Here is a 21,965-nt window from a genome sequence, read left to right on the forward strand (position 1 = left end):
TTTGATCTATAAACTAACTATTTTTTAATAGTTCAAGTTCTTGCCAACGATCAAATGCTTGTTCTAGCGCTTGTTCTTTCTCAGCCAATGCATTTAATGTTTTTTCTGTAACATCATGAGGCTGATTAAAGAAGTCTGCATCACTGATTGTGGCTTGCAGTGTTTCAATTTCGCTCTCAAGTTGCTCAAGCTTTGATGGTAATTGTTCTAATTCACGTAGTAAATGGTAGCTAATCTTATTATTTCGCTTTGTAGGCTCTTTTACTTTAGTAAATTTCTCTTCGTCCGATATTTTACTTTGTTGCGTGGTTTTCAAACTCACGGTTTGTGCTTTTTGCTGCTGAGCGTCAAAATATCCCCCCGCGTAGCGATTGATCACCCCGTTGCCTTCAAAAATCCAACATTCCGTGACGCTATTGTCAACAAACTCACGGTCATGGCTGACTAATAGCACTGTGCCTTGATAGCTGTCCACCAACTCCTCAAGTAGTTCTAGAGTTTCCACATCAAGGTCGTTAGTCGGTTCATCGAGGATCAATAAGTTACTGGGTTTTAAAAATAACCGAGCAAGTAATAGCCTATTACGCTCTCCCCCCGATAACGCACGAACCGGAGTCATCGCACGTTTCGGTGGGAACATAAAGTCTTGTAGATAACCTAAGACATGGCGTGGTTTGCCGTTCACCATCACCTCTTGCTTTCCTTCTGCGAGGTTATCCATTACTGTTTTATCGGGATCGAGAGCCGCACGGTGTTGATCGAAATAAGCGACCTCTAACTTAGTGCCGCAATGCACCTTACCACTATTGGCTTGTAAGTCTCCCAGCATTAATTTCAGCAGCGTCGTCTTACCACAGCCATTTGGCCCCACTAAGGCAATTTTGTCACCGCGCATCACTTGTGCACTAAAATCTTTGACTAAGACTTTGCCATCAATGTGATAGTTCACATTTTCGATCTCAAACACAATTTTTCCTGAGCGAGCCGCTTCTTCAACTTGCATTTTTGCGCTACCCAGTACTTCACGACGCTGAGAACGTTCAACTCGCAAAGCTTTTAACGCACGCACTCGCCCTTCATTACGCGTACGTCTTGCTTTGATGCCTTGACGGATCCACGCCTCTTCTTGGGCAAGTTTGCGGTCAAATTCTGCATTTTGCATCTCTTCTACACGCAAAGCTTCCTCTTTTGCGATCAAATAGGCATCATAATTACCCGGCCACGATGACAATTTGCCTCTATCGAGATCAACAATACGTGTTGCCATATTGCGGATAAATGAACGGTCATGGGAGATAAAGACGATACTACCTTGGAAATCTTTCAGGAAATTCTCTAACCATAAAATGGTTTCAATATCCAAGTGGTTAGTCGGCTCATCAAGAAATAATACACGTGGATTGCTGACTAATGCACGGCCCAATGCCGCTTTGCGTAGCCAACCACCTGATAATGAAGACAACTGCGCGTCCGCAGGAAGATCCAGTTTTTTCAATACGTCACTAATACGAGCATCGAGTAACCATAAATTCCGACTATCAAGAACCTCTTGTAATTCAGCTAATTTGTTTAAATTCTTTTCACTTGGATCGCTTTCCACCAATTTAGACACATGATGGTAATCTTTAAGATACTCAGCTTGCTCCGCAACCCCTTCCGCAACAAAATCAAAAATAGTCCCTTCAATATTACGTGGTGGGTCTTGTTGTAAACGGGCAACAATCAGATCTTGTTGATAAAGAAGCTGCCCATCATCAAGCGGCTGCTCCTTCGTTAATACACGCATTAATGTGGATTTACCTGCACCATTACGGCCAACTAAACAAACACGTTCATTGTCTTCAATATGAAGTTCAGTACTATCCAATAAAGGTGCATCACTAAACGATAAATATGCACCTGACAAATTAATTAAAGCCATTGATTTTATCCTTTACGCTGCGTGGCGTATCAGCCAGCAGTTATGAATCTGACGGTTACGAGCAAAGTCTTCTGAACGTGTTTTCGCTGTAATTTCTTCGGCTTGTAATCCAAGGTCGCCCAGTGCTTCGCTATCCATTTTAAAACCTCGCTTATTATTGGAAAACATAATCGTTCCCCCACGGCGTAACATGCGTTTTAAATGGCTGATCAACTGGATATGATCACGTTGCACATCAAAAGTACCGTCCATTCGTTTTGAGTTTGAAAAAGTGGGTGGATCAATGAAGATCAAATCAAATTGTTCATGACTATTTGCTAACCAATTCAGGCAGTCCGCTTGAACCAAACGATGTTGACGTCCAGTTAAGCCGTTTGCTTGTAAGTTTTTCTCTGCCCATTCTAGGTAGGTACGAGACATATCCACCGAGGTTGTACTTTTCGCACCGCCCAAACCCGCATGGACGGTGGCTGAACCGGTATAACAAAACAAGTTCAAAAAGTCTGCACCGCGGCTCATTTGCCCTAACATACGACGAGCAATACGATGGTCTAAAAATAACCCAGTATCAAGATAATCCGTTAAATTGACGAGCATTTTAGCGTTGTATTCTTGCACTAAAAAGAAATCTTCTTTTTGTGCCAATTTTTCGTATTGCTGTTTCCCCTTCTGGCGTTGGCGCGTTTTTAACACCAGTTGGTTGGATGATAGCTGCAATACGTTCATTGTCGCCGTGATAACATCAAATAGTCGTTGACGAGCTTTGCGCTCATCTACCGTTTTCGGTGGGGCATATTCTTGGATTACGACTTTGTCACCATAGATATCGACGGCAACATTGTATTCAGGCAAATCCGCATCATAGACGCGGTAACAATCAACACCTTGCTGTTTAGCCCACTTGCTGAACTTTTTGTGATTTTTACGTAGACGATTCGCAAAATCTGGTGAAATTTCCCCCACGGTTTCAGACGGGGTTTCAGCCAGAACATAATTTTTTTGTACGCACTCCAATGGCCCATTTTTCGCTTTAAATTCACGTTCTGAACGCAATTGCAAACAGCTTAAAAGCTCTGGGGAAGCACTAAAAATGGATAAACGCCACCCCGGAAAACGTGATTTAACCACACGACCTAATTGGCTATGCAACGCAATCAACGCAGGCTCACTTTCAAGACGTTCACCATAAGGAGGGTTACTTAAAATAGTACCTTTATGATCCGTTTTAACCGGGTTTTCAAGCATCGCCGCATCGCCTTGATTCAAGCTTATCAATTCTTGAACCCCAGCTCTGCGTGCATTAGAACGCGCCATATCGAGTACACGTTTATCAATATCAACGCCATAAAAACGCGAGGTTGTTTCTTTCAAACCTTGACGGAAACGTACCTGAGCTTCTGTGATCAGTTCACGCCATAATTCAGGATTATATTTTGACCATGCATAGAATCCCCAATGTTCACGATATAAACCAGGGGCTCTATCCGCCGCAATCATTGCCGCTTCAATGAGCAATGTGCCTGAACCGCACATAGGATCGACAAGAGGCGTATCTTTTTGCCAACCTGAACGGTTTATAATCGCAGCCGCTAAATTTTCTTTTAATGGCGCTTGGCCCGCTAAATCACGATAACCGCGAATGTGGAGTGCATCACCACTTAAATCAAGCGCGACACTCGCCCTCTCTTTATTTAAATAAACGTTAACACGAATATCGGGTTGTTGCCGTGCAACATCTGGCCGCTGGTCTAATTTACGTACAAAGCAATCGACAATCGCATCTTTAACTTTTAACGCCCCATATTGGCTATTGCGGATTTCGTCATTAGTACCACTAAAATGAACTGAAAATGTATCATTAACCGAGAAGATTTCGGTCCAGTCAATGGCCTGTACACCAAGGTATAAATCTAAGTCGCTGTAAACGTCAAACTCATTCAATGGTAATAAGATACGGGATGCCAGCCTGCTCCAGAGCAGACTCTGATACATCACCCGTTCATCAGCCTGAAAATAGACACCCCCTTGTGCAATTTTGCACTGGCTAGCGCCCAGAGCTTCTAATTCGGATTTCAATAGTTCTTCAAGGCCACGAGCTGTGCTGGCAAACAGAGAATTCATAGTATTTTTTACCAATTTGGATGAAAAATTGTTGCGCATTATAGCTAATCTTATGGAGTTGTCATAAAGTTGCTCAGCAACAATTATAAGGATTAAATAATGATAACGCTTTCACGCCTTTATACCCACCCAGTCAAGTCCATGAGAGGCATACGTTTGTCTCATGCTTACGCTGATACCAGTGGATTAATCTTTGATCGTAATTTTATGGTAACAACGCTGGAAGGTAAATTTATCACCGCGAGAAAATACCCTCAGATGTTACTATTCACACCAGCAATGTTAAATAATGGTCTTTATCTTAAAGCACCCGATGGCGAAAGTGTGACGGTATTGTATCAGGACTTTGATGAGAATCAGAGCCCAACTGAAGTTTGGGGGAATCATTTTCATGCCTTGATTGCACCCGAAACGATTAATTCTTGGTTGAGTCGCTATTTTGAGGAGCCTGTTCAACTTCGTTGGATAAGCCCTCATCTGTCTCGCCGAGTCAAAACCATGCCCGATGTTCCAATGTCTTTTGCTGACGGTTACCCCTTCTTATTAATTAATGAAGCCTCAGTGCAGGAACTCCAAAAGCGCTGCCCTGCCAGCATTAAACTTGAACAATTTAGAGGTAACCTGATCATCACAGGTGCGCAACCTTTCGAAGAGGATACTTGGAAAAAAATCCAGATAGGGGATGTCATCTTTACCCTTGATCGCCCATGTAGCCGCTGCATTTTGACCACCGTGAGCCCAGAAAAAGGCATAAAGCACCCTAATAGTGAGCCTCTCGCCACTTTGCAAACGTTCCGCACCGCTGAAAATGGTGATGTCGACTTTGGCCAAAATGTGATTATTCATAATACCGGAGTCATTCGTGTGGGTGATGAAGTTACCGTACTCGAAAAGAAACAACCTAATCGCTATATCCCAAAAGAAAGGGAAACAGGCAGCAAGGCGACCGGTACAACCACACCACTAAGCACTGTGACCATGACTTTTGAACATCATGATTATGAAGGGAATAACCAAGAAGTCATTCTTGAACAATTAGAAGCAAAAGGAGTATCGCTGCCTTATTCCTGTCGCGCAGGCATTTGTGGTCAATGCAAAATAAAGCTGCTCGAAGGAGAAGTGACACCATTAAAACAGAGTGCAATTAAAGGTGATGGCTATATATTAGCCTGTAGTTGTATTCCTAAAAGTGCAATTAAATTAGCTTTACGTTAGTTTTTAAACACCATCATACCAATAATTATTTTAATGATGGTGTTATGAGTCATATTAAAAAAAACATAAACGATCAAGGATGATCAATTAAATGACATTGCCATACAATAAGCGATTAGACTTGCGCTTATATTCCCTCATACGATCGTTCATGATCTTAATGGGATCACAGAAGCGTAATTTACGATCTGGTAATTCTAATTGTGCTTCTGCCAATAAACATAAACTTGCCGATGCCCCCGCTTCAGCAATAATAAATGTGGCAATATTGCGGGTGCTTTCTAAACAAACTTGAATAAGCTGGCCTTGAGCTGGCTGTTTAATATCGTGAAAAGATGAAAAATACCAACTTTTTGGCATTTGTGGTTTTAGAAAACGAAATGCCACTAAACTATTGAGCACTAATTCGGCTCTTTCTTCATTGGATAAATTTAATCTTTTAGCCTGTTCGTCGAATATATAAAACTCAGCAGCATCTTCAATACTAAAAGGCATTTCATCACGCGCAAATGCAGTTAGCATTTTTGCGGGAAAACATGAGCGAAATATCATGCCGTTGGCGAGATCCAACATCACCCTATCATGGTCATGATCAAAATACCAACGCCAATGATCATCAGGTTTTATTATCATAAACGATCCCTTAGCGATTTATCGGTATACTCACCATACTTGAAGTTGCTAGTTGAGCCGATTCTATTAGCCTAATTATATTATCAGCGCTTTTTAACGAAACGAATAATGTGACTTAACAGCTACGTGCAACTCAAATTAGTCAGAGTACAAATACATTTTTTAGATAGAAATATAAATAATTCGGTTCTAAAAATGTCAAAATGATTTAAAAATAAGCATCCAACTCAATATAGATTAAAAGGGAGCATAAATAAAGCCCCCTTTAGGTAAATTTACAGTTAACTATATATGGTTCACAATATCTTTAATTAACTTTGGACCATTATATATAAAACCTGAATAAATTTGGATCAATGATGCGCCTGCATCCATTTTCTCACGTGCGGATGTTAATGAATCAATTCCACCCACGCCAATAATTGGTAACTTGCCATTTAATTCACGAGAAATGATCCTAATAACTTCAGTACTTTTTAGTTGCACTGGGCGTCCACTTAAACCACCAGCTTCATTACAGTGATTTAAACCTTGGACTAAGGAGCGATCTAAAGTGGTATTCGTGGCGATCACACCATCTATATTATGGCGAACTAAACTATCTGTAACTTGTATTATTTCTTCTTCGCTTAAATCCGGGGCAACTTTAACGGCAACAGGAACATATTTTTGATGTTTCGATTGTAATTCCAACTGCTTTGTTTTTATTCCGCTTAACAAATCGTCCAAAGCTTCTCCATATTGCAGCGTGCGTAAACCCGGCGTATTTGGTGACGAAATATTAATAGCAATATAACCTGCATGTGTATAAACCTTATCCATGCAAATTAAATAATCATCCTTACCTTGCTCTACTGGCGTATCTTTATTTTTGCCAATATTAATTCCAATCACCCCACCGTAGGTTGATTTTTTGACATTCTCAACAAGGTTATCAACACCTTTATTGTTAAACCCCATACGATTGATCAACGCTTCTGCTTCAACTAAACGAAACAGCCTTGGCTTGTCATTACCAGCCTGCGGTCGAGGAGTGACGGTACCGATTTCAACAAAACCAAAGCCCATTGCACCGAAAGCGTCAATACATTCGCCATCTTTATCTAACCCTGCGGCTAGACCAAGTGGATTTTTAAATGACAGCCCCATACATTGAACAGGTTTAGTCGCCACCGATTGGCGAAGAAGACATTTAAGAGGAGAATTATTTAAGCGCTGAAGCTGACGGAAGGTCAGTTCATGGGCTTTTTCTGGGTCGAACTGGAATAGAGCCTTGCGGGCAAGGTGATATAACATATCCAATAACCTATTTCTGTCTATACCTGCCATACTTTAAGCTGAAATGCGCACTGATGCTTAACGCCAACAACTTAAATTACTTTGTGTATAAAGCGATTAAAAGACACAATGTTCCGCGCATCAAAACACCCAACAAATAAAATTTGCTGAGCCTATATTAAGCAAAGGGAACATTTTCATCCGATAAAACGCGACATAGATTACCCTATCTTGCGCTACTTTTTCTATGAAAAAATCAATTTATTGCACACAAGCTGATTAGTCGAGAGTTAACAAAGCGGATTCACCCATTCGAAACGCCCTATCATGAATAACACCCTGCCAGCTTTTTTGTGGCGGATTGAAAAGAACAAGCCCTTGAAAAATATTCTCAAGGGCTTGTATTGGTTACTGATTGGTTATGAGAAACTTAGCTCTCAAGTGCCTTCGTCACTTTTTCAAACAGGTCACCGGATAGGTTATCTAACCCTTTCAACTGCTCTAAAGTATTACGCATTAGACTTTGACGTTTTTCATCAAAACGTTTTAAGCGGATCAACGGCTCAATCAACCGTGATGCAACTTGAGGGTTGCGTGTATTTAAATCAACTAAAATGTCATACAGGAACTGATAACCACTTCCATCTTGTGCATGGAATGCAGACGGATTACCAGAAGCAAACGCACCGACTAGAGAACGAACACGGTTCGGGTTACTCATACTAAACGAACGGTGAGTCAACAAGCTCCGCACTTTTTCCAATACATCGGGCGCTGGGCTAGTGCCTTGCAGCGTAAACCATTTATCCATCACCAAGCCATCATGATGCCAACGTTCATCAAACGCAGTCATCAACGATTCAAGGCAAGGTAATTGAGATTCGCTCGCTGCTGTCAATGCGGCCAATGAATCCGTCATATTGTCAGCCGATGCAAATTGCGTAGAAACTAATTTATCCGCCAGCGCCTGGTCATCCCCTGCTGCAAGGTATTGCAAGCACACATTGCGTAATGAACGTTTCGCAATATCACCATGATCAACACGGTAACCATCAATATGAATTGATTGATAAACGGCTAAGAACTCATCCGCCATTTCCACGGCCAATTGATGTGCAATAAAATCAGCGACAATGTGGATAGCATCAGGGTCGATAGTTTGAAAATACTCCGCCATCTCATTCTCAGAAGGCAGTGTTAAAATCAATGCGGCCAATGCTGGATCGATAGAATCACTCAATAACACCGCTCTAAATGCATCAATCACATGCTCAGGCAAAACGAATTCTTTGCCCGCTTGATGATTCGCAACATTGAGCTTCACATAGTTACCGATCAATTGCTGAGCCGCATCCCAACGAGAGAACTCATTGCTTGCATATTGCATCAAAAAGGCAAGTTGCTCATCACTATATGGATAATCTAATTTAACAGGTGCAGAGAATTCACGTAATAATGAAGGAACCGGACGGCTAGGAACTTCATCAAAAGTGAACGTTTGTGATTCTTGTGTGACGTTCAACACTGAATTGATATGACTTCCCATATGTTTCAACGGGATAATAGAACCGTCTTCAGCATATAATTCAATATCTAACGGAATATGTAACGGCAGCTTTTCCGCTTGATCCGCTGTTGGTGGCGTCATTTGACTAACATGTAATACATATTCTTGTTTTTCAGGGAAATATTCATCACGTACCGTTAAAACAGGCGTACCTGATTGGCTGTACCAGCGACGGAATAACGACAGATCCACATTCGAGGCATCTTCCATGGCTTGCACAAAATCATCACAGGTCGCAGCACTACCATCATGGCGATGAACATACAACTGTATCCCTGCTTGGAACATCTCTTCGCCTAATAATGTGTGGATCATTCGAATGACTTCTGAACCTTTTTCATAAACGGTTAAGGTATAGAAGTTATTCATCTCAATCACTTTTTCAGGACGGATCGGATGTGCCATAGGGCTAGCATCTTCAGCAAACTGAGCAGCACGCATCACTTTCACATTGTTGATGCGGTTGACAGAACGCGAACCGAGATCTGAACTAAATTCTTGATCGCGGAAAACGGTTAAGCCTTCTTTTAAACTTAATTGGAACCAATCACGACAAGTAATACGGTTCCCTGTCCAGTTATGGAAATATTCGTGGCCGATCACCGATTCAATATTTAAATAATCTTTATCCGTGGCAGTCTCATTTTTCGCGAGCACGTATTTGGAGTTGAAAACATTCAGACCTTTGTTTTCCATCGCACCCATATTAAAGAAATCAACCGCGACTATCATGTAAATATCGAGGTCGTATTCCAGACCAAAGCGCTCTTCATCCCACTTCATCGCATTTTTTAGGGATTGCATTGCCCATGGTGCGCGGTCAAGGTTGCCTTTATCAACAAAGAGTTCTAAAGCCACTTCTCTGCCAGTGCGTGTAATAAAAGTATCGCGAAGCACATCAAAGTCACCAGCGACTAACGCAAATAGGTAGCTTGGTTTTGGGAAAGGATCTTGCCACTTAACCCAATGACGCCCATCATCCAGTTCACCTTCAGCGATGCGATTACCATTAGATAATAAATAAGGATAACGTTGTTTATCCGCAGTAATCGTCGTTGTGTAACGCGCTAAAACGTCAGGACGATCCTGATAATAAGTGATATGACGGAAACCTTCAGCTTCACATTGTGTACATAGCGCATCCCCTGAAACATATAAACCTTCTAGCGCTGTATTTTTTTCGGGGCTGATTTCATTCACAATACGTAATGTGAAAGCTTCAGGTAAGGATTCCAATATCAGCTTACCGTCTTGCTCTTGATAATGCGTCCAAGACTGACCATCCACTTCGACACTGATTAATTTCAGGTCTTCACCATGCAGTTCCAGTGTCGATGATTCTGGGTTAAGGCGTTTTACTTGGCTAATCGCCGTGACAACCGTTTTTGCTGGGTCGAGAATAAAATCGAGATCAATTTCAGAGATAGTATAATCAGGGGCTTTATAGTCCTGACGATATTTCGCTTGTCGCAATTGGGTCATAAGTAACCTTTTTTATTCGTTAATTCGATACAGTCGTTTATCATTTATTCTTTATATTACTATACGCTGCTGCAACAAAAATGCCTATGAGAAACAATTGCATCATATTATGTTGCCTATTTATGACTATCAGTATCAACAATTGTTAAGAATTGGTTTGCTCGTTGATGCTATAACACTGTTAAATAGAAAATTACGTGTTAGTATCATTTCATACCTGATGACTAGTATAGATATATTAACGCTTGTTAAATAACCATAACAGCCAGTATTCCATCCTAGTCAATCATGTCAATGATGATACGTTCAAGGGGAATCTAAGCGATAAGAAAGGTATCGCAAGGAACAAAATAGCCGTCGATGATGAGTATAGACAAACTTAATCATCACGCTATCACTTGAAATGTGAAGGGTATAAATAAATATTGGAAGAGCTCACATAGATAAGAGTGATGCAATAAGGCTTCTATCTTCTGCTAAAGTGAGTATACTTTTCCAACTTTAAACGATTTAGCTAATAAGTAGATAGCTCCGCGAGGACGCCTGCGCGCCATGAATTTAGACGCTACTCCCATTATTACATCACTGCTTGACACTGATGCTTATAAGCTTCATATGCAGCAGGCCGTATTTCACCATTACAGCCAAGTTCCGGTTGTTGCCGAGTTCCGCTGTCGTAGCCGTGAAATTTTAGGTACTTATGCGAATGAAATCCGCCAGCAAGTCCAATTGATGGCCCATCTTTCACTAACTAATGAAGAAGTTAATTATTTAAGTGGTCTTCCTTTTTTCAAAGACGACTATCTTGCTTGGTTAAAAAACTTCCGTTTTAAGCCAGAACAAGTGGACATTACCCTTGCAGATGATGGGCAGCTCGCTATCCGTATTAGCGGCCCATGGTGCGAAGTCATTATGTGGGAAGTCCCACTGCTTGCTTTGATCAGTGAAATTGTTCAACGCGATAGACACCCACAGATTACCCGCGAGGATGCGGTGAGTCAGTTAAAAAAATTACTGACCGTCTTTTATGCCCAAGCGGCCGAAAATCATATCGACCTTAGCCATTTTAAATTAATGGATTTCGGCACCCGTCGCCGTTTTTCCTATGATGTACAATCCGCTATCGTTTCCATGCTCAAAGATGAGTTTCCTTATCTTGTCGGCACCAGTAACTATAAATTGGCTCATGAATTAGGATTAGCCCCTGTTGGTACGCAAGCTCATGAGTGGTTTCAAGCTCATCAACAAATCAGCCCTGAACTCGCAAATAGCCAACGAGCCGCATTGCAAAGCTGGCTCGATGAATACCCCGATCAACTCGGTATTGCTTTAACAGACTGTATTACGATGGATGCTTTTTTGCGTGATTTCGATGATAATTTTGCGAAGCGCTACCAAGGACTACGTCATGATTCGGGTGCCCCTATCGAATGGGGTGAAAAAGCCATCGCACACTATGAAAAATTAGGCATTGATCCAATGACGAAAACATTAGTGTTTTCTGATAGCTTAGACCTGCAAAAATCATTGGAGCTGTATCGTTATTTCCATAAACGTATTAATCTGGTATTTGGGATCGGTACAAGGCTCACGTGCAATATTCCCGGAGTCGTTCCTTTAAATATCGTCATCAAATTGGTTGAATGTAATGGCAAGCCAGTCGCAAAACTGTCTGATAGTCCAGGCAAAACCATTTGTGAAGATGATGAGTTCGTTAATCAACTACGTAAAGCTTTCGACCTACCAAAAATGGAAAAAGCCTGTTAATGGCATTTTCAGCCTGTGTGATACTCAAGCGCCTTCTTTTTGAGTATCACACAAAAAGTGCCATCTTCATTAATATTCATAGTAGATGATTATATTTACTTGCTATTAGAGCCCTAACTAAGGTATAGCTAGGGACTACGACCTTTCTGGTAGAAAAGTCACGATTTTTTACTTGTTTCCTGCCTCACGGCAAGTAACATAGAACATCAATCTTGAAATAGAGAATTTCAGGAAAACAAATACTTTCACTGGTCATATCAATATGGTTGATAAACAATCAGAGCAGTGGAAATGTCATCGTTAATTTCGTTTATATAAAAAGAGAGTAATTTTTATGATCGTTGCGCCTGTAGTCGATGTACTGCAAGGCCGTGTGGCGGTGGGCTCTGAAGTCACCGTTCAAGGCTGGGTACGTACAAGGAGAGATTCAAATGCTGGTTTTTCTTTCCTCGCCGTTTATGACGGTTCCTGCTTTAACCCATTACAGGCTGTCATCAATAATAATTTATCTAATTATAACGACGAAGTCCTGCATCTGACGACAGGCTGTTCTGTTGAAGTCACGGGGATCGTGAAAGAATCACCAGGCCAAGGCCAATCTTTCGAGTTAGAAGCAACAGCAGTTAAAGTGGTAGGTTGGGTTGAAGATCCTGACACTTACCCGATGGCGGCAAAACGCCATAGCGTTGAGTATCTACGTGAAGTCGCACACTTGCGTCCACGCACTAACTTAATCGGTGCAGTAGCGCGTGTTCGCCACACGCTTGCCCAAGCATTACATCGTTTCTTTGATGAGCAAGGTTACTTTTGGGTTTCAACCCCAATTATCACAGCATCTGATACCGAAGGTGCGGGTGAAATGTTCCGTGTTTCGACACTGGACTACAATAACCTGCCACGTAATGACAAAGGTGAAGTTGATTTCAGTGAGGATTTCTTTGGTCGTGAGTCCTTCTTAACCGTATCAGGACAATTGAATGGCGAAGCTTATGCTACAGCATTAAGCAAAGTTTATACCTTTGGCCCGACTTTCCGTGCAGAAAACTCAAACACCAGCCGCCACTTAGCGGAATTCTGGATGGTTGAGCCGGAAGTGGCTTTCGCTAATCTTGATGATGTGGCGGGTCTTGCAGAACAAATGCTGAAATTTGTCTTCAAGGCAGCACTTGATGAGCGTCGTGATGATCTCGAGTTCTTTGCTCAACGTGTCGATAAAGACGTCATCAACCGTTTAGAAAACTTTGTTAATTCAGATTTCGCGCAAGTCGACTATACCGATGCGATCAAGATCCTAGAAACTTGTGGTAAGAAATTTGAAAACCCAGTGTACTGGGGGGTTGATATGTCTTCTGAGCATGAGCGCTATTTGGCTGAGCAACATTTCAAAGCACCGGTGGTTGTTAAAAACTATCCTAAGGACATTAAAGCTTTCTATATGCGCCTTAACGAAGATGGCAAGACAGTGGCAGCAATGGATGTACTCGCCCCCGGTATTGGTGAAATCATCGGTGGTTCACAACGTGAAGAGCGCCTTGATATGTTAGACGCACGTCTTGATGAAATGGGAATGAATAAAGAAGATTACTGGTGGTATCGCGATCTACGCCGCTATGGCACAGTACCACACTCTGGTTTTGGCCTTGGCTTTGAGCGCTTAGTGGCTTATGTCACTGGCGTTGGTAACGTTCGTGAAGTCATTCCCTTCCCACGTACGCCAAGAAATGCAGCATTCTAAGACTTATTAGCCTTATCTTTTATATCGAATATCGGGTCGCTATAGACCCGATATTATTTTTAATATCTTTTATTACTTTTATAATATTTTCAAAGGCTATAACCACGTTGACACCAGTGTACAAATTAACACCATTTTTTAAGCCAATTTAATTTAGATCAGAAAAATCTGCTTTTTTCCTCATTTCTTGTCTTATCTATAAGCAAATCTGTCAATTATACTTATCTAAATTGTTCAAAAAAAGCGCAATTTAACCTCTCAAAAAGTTCCCTAAATTTTGTAATTATTTTTAAACTGGTCATACCTGCGGTTGTTTTTTGATCTATTTTTTACATTTTGAAACACCTTGTTACCATTTGTTTCAGAATCTTTATTTTTGTAGCACTTTGAGGGTAGATAAATTTATTTACCAATGGAACACTGGACGCCGACATAGACGACACTAATCTCTCATAAATAGTTCCAATTTTTTTTGAGAATTATTTTTGGCAGTGGCAGGTGTCCGAATAACACCAATGAGGGTAATAATAATGATGAAACGCAATATTCTTGCAATGGTTATCCCAGCTCTGTTGGCTGCAGGCGCAGCAAACGCAGCTGAAGTATACAACAAAGACGGCAACAAACTAGACGTTTACGGTAAAGTTGACGTTCGTCACTATTTTGCTGACGCTAAAGGCAGCGGTCACACTAGCAGCGAAGATGGCGACGATTCACGTGTTCGTTTAGGTGTTAAAGGTGACACTCAAATCACTGACCAACTGACTGGTTTTGGTCGTTTCGAGTGGGAAACTAAGACTAACAAAGCTGAAGGCCAAGACGAAAACAAAAACCGTCTAGCATATGCTGGTCTGAAATTTGCTGACTTCGGTTCAATCGACTACGGCCGTAACTACGGTGTGGTTTATGACACGAACGCATGGACCGACGTATTCCCACTGTGGGGCGCGGACACTATGGCTCAGTCTGACAACTTCATGACTAGCCGTAACCGTAACCTGTTAACTTACCGTAACAACAACGCATTCGGTTATGTTGATGGCCTGAGCTTCGCTCTGCAATATCAAGGCAAAAACGGCGACAACAACAAATCATCTTCAGGCGTTGCTAAAGACAACGGTGACGGCTACGGTTTCTCTGCAGCGTATGATTTAGGTTGGGGCGTATCACTGGGTGGTGGTTACTCTAACTCTTCTCGTACTCCTAAACAGCAAGATAACACAACTGCTGGTGGCCAAAAAGCACAAGCATGGAACGTTGGTGGTAAATTCGACGCTAACAACGTTTACTTAGCAGCTATGTACGGTCAAACACTGAACATGACTCGCTATGGTGAAAATAGTAATATTGCTAACAAAACTGAAAACGTTGAATTAGTTGCTCAATACCTGTTCGACTTCGGTCTGAAACCATCTATTGGTTATAACCAATCTAAAGGTAAAGACCTAGGTGCTTGGGGTAACAAAGACCTCGTTAAATATGTTTCTGTAGGTTCTTACTACTACTTCAACAAAAACATGTCTGCAGTTGTTGATTACAAAATCAACCTGCTGAAAGACAACGACTTCACTGATCAAAACGGTATCAACACTGATAACGTAGTTGGTCTGGGTCTGGTTTACCAGTTCTAATTATTGTTTAAACAATAATTCAGACAACAGTGAAATCTGTTTTGAAAAGCAACGCTTCGGCGTTGCTTTTTTTGTTGTGTGACGCGCTATTTTTATCCTTATTTGTCCCTTTACCCTCGTACACTCTCTCCCTAACCACTAAATCCTGCGTTAAGATCAATTATTAATCTAAAGTGTCGATACGTTAGAGAAAATCGCTGCATTTAGTGCGGTTAGTGGTCAGATCCCATGCAATTTATACCTACATCACAAGATCTTACCAATTTTTAGTAAAACGGTTGGCAAATTGTTTTCTGCGCGTTAACCTGAGCACTCAACATTTTCGGCTTAACAACTGAGCTTTGGAATCGACAACATGTTTGAAAAAATTACTGCTGCCCCTGCTGACCCTATTTTAGGCCTTGCTGATAGTTTCCGTGCTGACCCTCGTGATAACAAAATTAACCTCGGTATCGGCGTTTACAAAGATGAGTCTGGTAAAACTCCAGTTCTAGACACTGTGAAAAAAGCAGAAAAATTCCTGCTTGAAAATGAAAACACCAAAAACTATCTTGCCATCAGTGGGATGCCAGAATTTGGTCGTGTCACTCAAGAGCTGTTATTTGGTAAAGAGCATGAAATTGTCACTTCTCAGCGTGCTCGTACTGCACAAGCACCGGGCGGAACTGGTGCTCTGCGTATTGCGGCTGATTTTATCGCTAGCCAAACCAACGCTAAGCGTGTTTGGATAAGCAATCCAACTTGGCCAAACCATAAAAATATTTTTGAAGCTGCTGGCTTAGAAGTCCTGACCTACAACTACTATGATGCCGCTAATCACGGTATGGATTTTGATGGCATGCTAAACAGCCTATCTGCTGCCGTAGCCGGTGATGTTATCGTTCTGCATGGTTGCTGCCATAACCCAACTGGCATCGACCCAACGGTAGAGCAATGGACTAAACTGTCTGCACTATGTGCTGAAAAAGGTTTACTGCCAGTATTTGACTTTGCTTACCAAGGGTTTGCAAAAGGTTTAGATGAGGATGCTGAAGGCCTGCGTATCTTTACTAAACAAAATCCAGAAATGATCGTAGCAAGTTCTTATTCGAAAAACTTTGGCTTATATAATGAGCGTGTCGGAGCTTGCACCATTATTGCTAAAGATAGTGATAATGCAGAGCGCGCATTTAGCCAAGCAAAAGCCGTTATTCGTGCTAACTACTCAAACCCACCAGCACATGGTGCCGCTGTCGTCACAACCATTTTATCTGATGATGCCCTGAAAGCTGAGTGGATCCAAGAATTGACGTCAATGCGTGAGCGTATTAAACGTATGCGTCAGTTGCTGGTAAGCACACTTGAAGAGAAAGGCGCTAAACAAGACTTTAGCTTCATCATTAACCAAAATGGTATGTTCTCCTTCAGTGGTCTGACAAAAGAGCAGGTAGAGCGTCTACGTAGCGAATTTGGTATCTATGCAGTGAGTTCTGGACGTATTAACGTCGCGGGCTTAACACTCGAAAATATGGTTCCACTGTGTGAAGCGATCGTTAAAGTCATCTAAGTTGTAAAACAATCTGAACAGCAAAAAGAACGATACATATGTATCGTTCTTTTTTTTATTAATGAATACCGTGTCTAATTATAAAACGCCCCACTTAATGAGGCGTTTACTGTTCAAACTGTTAATTACCAAACAGGTAAGTCATCCTGCAAGAACGGGTTTGTCTGCCGCTCATGACCTAAATTCGACATAGGACCGTGACCGGGTATAAATTGATAATCATCGCCAAGTGGTAATACTTTATTTTTAATCGATGCAATCAGTGCTTGATGGTCACCACGAGGGAAATCACTACGCCCTACACCCCCTTTAAATAATACATCCCCCATGGAAATCAGTTTATCTGCATGATTAACAAATATAATATGACCAGGTGTATGCCCTGGACAATGCAGAACATCAAAAGTTATTGGGCCACAGCTCACCGTCTGCCCCTCTTCTAACCAATAATCAGGTGTAAAGTCAGGACAGCCTTCAATATTAAACATCGCATTTTGTTGTGCCAACGCCTCAATCCAGAAAGCATCTTCCTTTTGCGGACCATAAATAGGTACCGAAAAATGTTTGGCAATAGCCGCGGTAGCACCGATATGATCGGCATGCCCGTGGGTAAGAAGAATTTTGCTGAGCTTTAAGCCACGTTCTTCAATCGCAGCAATCAGTTTTTCAGCCTCACCGCCTGGATCAACAATCACGGCTTCCATTGAGTTTTCATCCCAAATCACCTGACAATTTTGCATAAAAGGGGTTACTGGGATAATCGTATATTTCATCGAACATTGACTCCGCATCTATGCTACATAGGCTTACGCCGTCTGAGTAACAGAATAATAAAAAAATAATTATTAGGAGCATACAGAAGTCAGAGAGGTGTGTAAATGAAGGGAAGCAATGCGCATAGAAACACGGAAAACAGTCATAACGCTCACCACTTAAAACCAGATAAAGCGACGTTAATTGACTGACAGGTATTCTCAATAATTCGCGTTGCAGCTAGGCGACAAGTAAGGGTATCCCGAGGAGCATACAAAAGCATGTGGCTCGGGTAACCGAGCGCAGTCAACAATGCTGCGACGTGAATTATGACGAATAACCCAAACCTACCAAGTCCGTGCAGGCCCCGTATCTATATGAACAAAATTACTTCTTGGATAATAACCAACACCACCCGCCTTCATTTTTAAAGCTGCTTTACGAATGTTACTGAGTTGGATACCTTCAATATGGAAATCCATCGCTTGCCCGCGTGTATGGTAGCTCTTTTTCGCCACACCACTACTGCTTCGACGCAATGCATTATTAGTTTCAAGTGAACGATAACCTGAAATCAGCTGAATAGGCTTATTAGTTCCTAACATAACTTGCAGCATATAGATTTGATCAAATAATTTAGGGTCTATCGTTTTGATTTTATCGCTACGGTGATCACGGAATAAATGATTTAATCGGGCTAGTTCTGATTTATTATAATGGCGTCCATCAAAAAACTCTGTTTTTAAAAATTCCCCGGTATTGAGGTTTTGAAAACGCAAAATTTTTGGTCTAGGCGTCGTCATAGCGGCAAAGACATGGTTAGGTAATAAGCTCAGCCCAAAAGCAGCTGCACCAACACCTAACCATTTGCGGCGGTTTTGGTCAATGATATCCATAGGTAGTAGCTCAATTTCAATTAATTAAATATACTGATAATGTTTCAAAGCACTGCGTTATTCACTATCTGTTGCAAGCCGATTGACATAAATACTTATGTTTTCTGACTGACTTCATAGCCGCCTAGCTGAAACTCAAAACAATTAGTATTAGGAACAAAATTTATACTAATAATCAGTCTAACAAATGATATTTAACTTGAATGTATATTAATGTAAATAAATAGGTAAATAAGCGCAAATTTTACATATCATCATCCAAATAGTGACCTGTATCACTAATAATTAGCGAAATATACTCCTTTCATCCTCTGATAATGACTGAAAATTTAGCAGATTAATTTAACGACACACTATCCCCTATCTACCAACAATCAATGGTACTACGGCAGGAAGAAAAATCCCCCTGCCGCTAAGCTTAGTGTAAGAAACTTTTAATGACGGGCAATTGCTTTTCCACATTTTCAATACTGTTATCATATTGATAAATATCTGCACGATACTGTGGCTTTTGCTCTTTATCTACCCAAGCTGTTTGATAGTAAAGATAAACAGGGATACGATCTGGAATATTAACATAACGTGTACTGCCTGCTTTTACGGCTCCATCTATACGCTTTTGCTCCCAGCCTGCATCACCTAATAAAATACTTGCCAACTCATTTGCTTTATTGACTCGAACACAACCGGAACTGATAGCACGTGCGCTACGATTAAATAAACTGTGATTCGGCGTATCATGCAGATAAATCGCATCCGAACTTGGCATATTAAATTTATACCGGCCTAATGAGTTCGTTGGCCCCGGCGCTTGGCGGATCCGATAGGGAAAATTCGCTGGGGTAATTTCATCCCAGTTAATTGAATACGGATCGATTTCAAATGAGTCCTGCCCCCAGCCCGAATAGACGGTGTAACCCTTACGGCTAAAATAACTGGGATCCTGCTTACCACGAGGTGCGATATCTTTACGAGCCATGCTTGTTGGAACGCTCCAAGGTGGATTAATAACAACGTTATTTAATGCACTGCTCATAATCGGCGTCTTCCGGTCGGGACGCCCCACAATCACCTTTGAATCCAAAATAACGTCATCATTTAGATAAAAATTTAATGAGAAAGCGGGAATATTAACTAAAATTCCTGTTCCACTATCTTCAGGAATGATACGTAAACGTTGAATATTCAGCGCCATTAGCCCTGCTTTTTGCTGAGGCTTCATATTGAGCCAAACTTTGGTTCCTTTACCCACCATGCCATCGGCTTCTAGCCCATAGCTTTGTTGAAACTTCTTCACAGGTTCAATCAAGTCTTCACTGTATAAACGGGCTTGGGCAGTTGCTTTTGCTTTCTCTTCCTCGCTTGCTGCTGCATCTATCTCAGTAGAGATAGCGGCAGCATCGATAAATCCTTGGCGGTATAAGATTTCACGCAAAGTGATAACATCATCACTCGATTGACCCGGTTTCAGTGTTTTGGTCTCCACTAATTCCAGCCCATCATCGTTCATGTTAAGTTGTTTCAACATTTCTTGACGCATAGGTTGATACAACGCATGTTGTGGCGCCTGAGCCTTTACCCATTCGCTTAAATTATTTTCAGCCACTGACTCTAGCCATGGTTTCATTTGCTCAACGGTTGGCGCACTAATGTTATACGGCTTCTTTTGGTATAACCAAAATTGCCCATTCGCTGAAACCCCTGAAAGGTACTGCAAATACCCCAACATCGCATCAGACAGCATCACATCTCGGCCTAACTCACTTAATTGTGTATTTTCTAATGCGACTAACCATTCACTAAATTGTGGCTGCACCCCAGAAAGAGCCAGCTCTGCTAATTGTTGTTGGAATTGTTCAATAGCCGTTTCATCTTGCCATAACAATTTCATTTGCCGATCTGCGTAGATCTTGGCAATTTGCGATGAAAAAACGGGTTTTACATCAGCAGGTAATGAGGATGTAATTTGCGCTAAACTTTCAGCCGGTGTCATTACCACGGTAGGTGTCGCAATAACCGCTTGTTGTGGTGCCGTTTCTTCAGCTAGCACTTGCCCATTATCTTGTGCGGAAAGTACTGGGAGCTGTATCGACAATAGCCCACAAATTATTGAGAGTTGCAGCACTTTCACTCTTTTCTTTGCCATAAATCCACCTTAAGTCACGACATGGATAACAATCATTTTTATTATATTGAATATTTATTGTATTTAAATTTGAAAAGAATGTTATAGGAATTAGCTAATTTTGTCTTTAAATAAGCGTCAACATTTTTCTTACTCTGCATGAAAACAGAATAATTTCAGCAAATGAAAAATAGAATTATTTAGCTTTTGAGTTTATGTAGAAGACCGATAAAAAAAACTGCTTTTAATTAATCACTCCAATGTCAAAATAAACTTATTCAGTGTATTTGATATTCAATATGACTTAAGAAGAAAAATTTGCAACGTGGGATATTGTTACAATGTACTGTCCATTTTTACTATCACAATCGAATGCCGTATCATTTTTTGACTCGAAAAATTAAAGACGCTAAGCGCCTTTAATTTCATTAATATAAGCCAATTAACGCAAATTAGTACTCTGAATTAATCACAACTTCCTCACCAAACTGCCCTGCTTTTGGCAGTGGCTGATAAGAGGAGTTTGCTGCACGTAAGATACGAATACCGCGAATATTTAATTCTCGTGCTGCTGCAATATCGGCATCAGCATCACCATAATAAATTTTTAATTTGTGATCACGCATCCAACTGACTTTATTATTTTGACCAGGCTCATCACCTGCAAAAATGACAGGATTCATTTTATCTTCTGGGATTTTTAGGCCTTCTTGAACATATTTAGTGACGGTTTCTGTTTTTGTTTTAGTACGGCCAGTAATAAAATAAACCGTATCGCCACGTTTTAAGTGCATTTGGACTAAATCGATGCCAACTTTTTTAGGCATACTGAATTTATCCCACTCATTATTCATTTTTTCCCAAAACTCAATATTTTTTAAGTAACTAAAATCATTTGGGGAATATTCCAACTTACCACGATAAAAACCTGGACTAGAAAATAACACGGTATCATCAATATCAAAGCCTACCGCCATTGGAGCTTGACCTTCTAGGCTATTTTTAATTTGCTCAATAGACACCCAATGTATAGGTTTCTGTTCAGCAAGTTCAGCCACCGTCACCCCTGAACTGACGACTTCAGGCATTAATACCTTAGCCTGTGATGTTGCCGTCAAACTGAGTACCAAAGCAACGGCGCTTAAGGTTAATGTCGTTTTTTTCATGTTTAATCCTTATTCATTTATTGACTATGCAGGCATCATGAAAGCAAACCATAACGATATCAAATCTAATTTATTGGGATGCATCACAAGAATTCAGATAATAATGTCTTTCTCTTCATGAAAATGAGA

At 41.0% G+C, this 21,965-nt stretch carries 14 protein-coding genes; 5 read left to right on the forward strand and 9 right to left on the reverse strand.

What is annotated here, in order from left to right; translation table 11 throughout:
- Nucleotides 1-13 precede the first annotated feature (13 nt).
- Entirely contained in the window at nt 14-1,921 is a 1,908-nt protein-coding gene (locus tag O7C57_RS14115; protein ID WP_163862610.1) for an ABC transporter ATP-binding protein, read from the reverse strand.
- Between the two features lie 12 nt (nt 1,922-1,933).
- Nucleotides 1,934-4,042 (reverse strand): bifunctional 23S rRNA (guanine(2069)-N(7))-methyltransferase RlmK/23S rRNA (guanine(2445)-N(2))-methyltransferase RlmL, encoded by a 2,109-nt coding sequence (rlmKL, locus tag O7C57_RS14120; RefSeq protein ID WP_269723259.1) that lies wholly within the window; start codon nt 4,040-4,042, stop codon nt 1,934-1,936.
- 99 nt (nt 4,043-4,141) lie between these two features.
- On the opposite strand from rlmKL, the gene O7C57_RS14125 reads away from it, so the two are divergent.
- Nucleotides 4,142-5,257 (forward strand): YcbX family protein, encoded by a 1,116-nt coding sequence (locus tag O7C57_RS14125; protein WP_154623427.1) that lies wholly within the window; start codon nt 4,142-4,144, stop codon nt 5,255-5,257.
- A gap of 87 nt (nt 5,258-5,344) precedes the next feature.
- Here the strand turns inward: O7C57_RS14125 and O7C57_RS14130 are convergent, their stop codons facing one another.
- The 3 genes from O7C57_RS14130 to pepN form a co-directional block, all read right to left on the reverse strand.
- Nucleotides 5,345-5,890 carry a cell division protein ZapC gene (locus O7C57_RS14130; protein ID WP_154623426.1) on the reverse strand — a complete coding sequence of 182 codons (546 nt, stop codon included), beginning with the start codon at nt 5,888-5,890 and terminating at the stop codon, nt 5,345-5,347.
- A 285-nt stretch (nt 5,891-6,175) separates the two neighbouring features.
- Nucleotides 6,176-7,186, reverse strand: coding sequence for a quinone-dependent dihydroorotate dehydrogenase (gene pyrD / locus O7C57_RS14135; RefSeq protein WP_154623425.1), 1,011 nt, complete (start codon nt 7,184-7,186; stop codon nt 6,176-6,178).
- Between the two features lie 412 nt (nt 7,187-7,598).
- A complete protein-coding gene (gene pepN, locus O7C57_RS14140; protein ID WP_251464494.1) occupies nt 7,599-10,217 on the reverse strand; it encodes an aminopeptidase N in 2,619 nt (872 codons plus the stop codon).
- 552 nt (nt 10,218-10,769) lie between these two features.
- Between pepN and pncB the strand changes: the two genes are divergently transcribed.
- The 4 genes from pncB to O7C57_RS14160 all read left to right on the forward strand — a co-directional run bounded on the left by pncB (nt 10,770) and on the right by O7C57_RS14160 (nt 16,896).
- Entirely contained in the window at nt 10,770-11,984 is a 1,215-nt protein-coding gene (pncB, locus tag O7C57_RS14145) for a nicotinate phosphoribosyltransferase (RefSeq protein ID WP_269723260.1), read from the forward strand.
- A gap of 334 nt (nt 11,985-12,318) precedes the next feature.
- Nucleotides 12,319-13,719: an asparagine--tRNA ligase gene (gene asnS, locus O7C57_RS14150; protein ID WP_154623422.1), complete on the forward strand. Its 1,401-nt coding sequence runs from the start codon at nt 12,319-12,321 to the stop codon at nt 13,717-13,719.
- Between the two features lie 533 nt (nt 13,720-14,252).
- Nucleotides 14,253-15,350, forward strand: a complete 1,098-nt coding sequence (locus O7C57_RS14155) for a porin (RefSeq protein WP_269723997.1) — start codon at nt 14,253-14,255, stop codon at nt 15,348-15,350.
- A gap of 355 nt (nt 15,351-15,705) precedes the next feature.
- Nucleotides 15,706-16,896 carry an amino acid aminotransferase gene (locus O7C57_RS14160; protein ID WP_154623295.1) on the forward strand — a complete coding sequence of 397 codons (1,191 nt, stop codon included), beginning with the start codon at nt 15,706-15,708 and terminating at the stop codon, nt 16,894-16,896.
- A gap of 125 nt (nt 16,897-17,021) precedes the next feature.
- Here O7C57_RS14160 and O7C57_RS14165 read toward each other — a convergent pair whose 3' ends face one another.
- The 4 genes from O7C57_RS14165 to aphA form a co-directional block, all read right to left on the reverse strand.
- Nucleotides 17,022-17,669, reverse strand: a complete 648-nt coding sequence (locus O7C57_RS14165; RefSeq protein WP_154623294.1) for an MBL fold metallo-hydrolase — start codon at nt 17,667-17,669, stop codon at nt 17,022-17,024.
- Nucleotides 17,670-17,996: 327 nt separating this feature from the next.
- The gene (locus O7C57_RS14170) at nt 17,997-18,545 is read right to left on the reverse strand and encodes a YcbK family protein (protein ID WP_154623293.1); all 549 of its coding nucleotides are present in this window, start codon (nt 18,543-18,545) and stop codon (nt 17,997-17,999) included.
- Nucleotides 18,546-18,963: 418 nt separating this feature from the next.
- Nucleotides 18,964-20,691, reverse strand: coding sequence for a L,D-transpeptidase (ldtD, locus tag O7C57_RS14175; protein ID WP_163862615.1), 1,728 nt, complete (start codon nt 20,689-20,691; stop codon nt 18,964-18,966).
- Between the two features lie 431 nt (nt 20,692-21,122).
- Nucleotides 21,123-21,836: an acid phosphatase AphA gene (gene aphA / locus O7C57_RS14180; RefSeq protein ID WP_163862618.1), complete on the reverse strand. Its 714-nt coding sequence runs from the start codon at nt 21,834-21,836 to the stop codon at nt 21,123-21,125.
- Nucleotides 21,837-21,965 lie beyond the last annotated feature (129 nt).

It is taken from the genome of Providencia sp. 21OH12SH02B-Prov (assembly GCF_027362595.1).
In the GTDB taxonomy this organism is placed as follows: domain Bacteria; phylum Pseudomonadota; class Gammaproteobacteria; order Enterobacterales; family Enterobacteriaceae; genus Providencia; species Providencia zhejiangensis.